The sequence below is a fragment of the Nocardiopsis chromatogenes YIM 90109 genome (assembly GCF_000341185.1).
In the GTDB taxonomy this organism is placed as follows: domain Bacteria; phylum Actinomycetota; class Actinomycetes; order Streptosporangiales; family Streptosporangiaceae; genus Nocardiopsis_A; species Nocardiopsis_A chromatogenes.
Window position 1 is genome coordinate 1 of record NZ_ANBH01000197.1, and the last position, 1742, is coordinate 1742.

Consider the following 1742-nt stretch of genomic DNA (forward strand, 5'->3'; position numbering starts at 1 on the left):
CGGCCACCTGGGCGCCCTGGCCCGCGGGACGGTCACCACCGGCGCGGTCAAGATCGCCGGAATCGGTGCGACGGGCCTGGCCGCCGCGGCGCTGCTCGGCCGCCGCCCCGCCGACATACTGCTCGACGGCGCGCTCATCGCCGGGACCGCCAACCTGGTCAACCTTCTCGACCTGCGGCCCGGCAGGGCGGGCAAGGCCGTGCTGGCGGCCGGTGCCGCCCACCTGGCGGGCCCCGCCGCCCCGGCGGCCGGGGCGCTGTGCGGCGCCACCGCGGCCCTGCTCCCCGACGACCTGGGGGAGCGGGCCATGCTCGGCGACGCCGGGGCCAACGCGGTCGGCGCCCTGCTGGGAACGGTGGCCGCGGCGGGCCTGCCCCGAAGGGGGCGTCTCGCTCTGCTGGCCGGGACCGCCGCGCTGACCGCCGCCAGCGAGATCGTCAGTTTCACGCGGGTCATCGACGCCACCCCGCCCCTGCGCCGCCTCGACCGCCTGGGACGCCGCCCGGCCCCGACCGACACGACGTCCGCGGACTCCCGCGACGAGGGGGCGGTGGCGCTTGCCGATCGGGCGTCCGCCGACGTCCCCGCGGCGCGGTCCGAAGAGGCCGCCGTCCACGACGGCCCGCACCCGCATACGCCCGCAGGACGCGAGGCGAACGCCGAGGGGGCCCCGGCCACTCCCCCCGACGGGGATTAGGCGGTGCGCCTGCGCCGCGCCGGGGCGGGCGTCGCCGGTGCCGCCGCGCTGATCGCCGCGGTCACCGCGCTGGCCCGCCTCGCCGGGTTCGGGCGCACCGTGGTCTTCTCCCAGACCGTGGGCGACACCTGCGTGGGCACCGCCTACGTGACCGCCAACCAGCTGCCCACCGTGCTGTTCGAGATCGCCATCGGCGGCGCCCTGGCCGGGATGGTCGTGCCGGGGCTGGCGTCGGCCGCCGCACGCGGGGACCACCGGCACGTGGCGGAGACCGCCTCGGCCCTGGTCACCTGGGTCGTGGTGGCGGCGGTCCCGCTGAGCGCGCTGCTGGCGGCCGCCGCCGTCCCGGTGATGGCGGCCATGCTGGGCCCCCTGCCCGGGTGCGACCGGGGCGCGGTCCTGGCCCTGGCGGCCCGCTTCCTGGCGGTGTTCTCCCCCCAGGTGCTGTTCTACGGTCTGGCGGCGGTGCTGTACGGCATCCTCCAGGCCCACCGCGCCTTCCTCGCCCCGGCGCTGGCCCCGCTGGTGTCGAGCCTGGTGGTGATGGCCGCCTATGCGGCGTTCGTGCCGCTGGCCGGACAGGAGGCCGCCGACGCGGCGCGGCTGCCGACGGCGGCCGGGCTGGTGCTGTCGGCAGGGACCACGCTCGGGGTGGCGGCCATGTTCCTCACCGCCCTGCTCCCGGTCGCGCGGCTGCGCCTGGGCCTGCGGCCCCGCTTGCGGTTCCCGCCCGGTGTGGGGCGCAAGGTGCGGTCGCTGGCGGCCGCCGCGCTGATGCCGCTGGTGGCGATGCAGCTCAGCCTGCTGCTGTCGGTGGCGCTGGCCAACTGGGGCGGCGGCGCCGGGGACGCGGTGCTGTACAACTACGCCTGGGCGCTGTTCACCCTGCCCTACGGCGTGGTGGCGGTGCCCATCGCCACCAGCGCCTTCACCGCCCTGGCGGTGCGCCACGGCGAGCGCGACGCCGACGGGTTCGCCGCGGTGCTCTCGGCCGGGGTTCGTGCGGTGGTGGTGCTCACCGGCGGCCTGGCCACAGCGCTGGCGG

At 78.2% G+C, this 1742-nt stretch carries 1 protein-coding gene and 1 pseudogene; both read left to right on the plus strand.

The window, feature by feature from the left end:
* Nucleotides 1–697, plus strand: a pseudogene (locus tag D476_RS33845) (hypothetical protein); the annotation flags it as partial.
* Nucleotides 698–700: 3 nt separating this feature from the next.
* On the plus strand, nt 701–1742 hold a 1042-nt coding region (locus D476_RS0119070; protein WP_017625530.1), incomplete at its 3' end, for a lipid II flippase MurJ.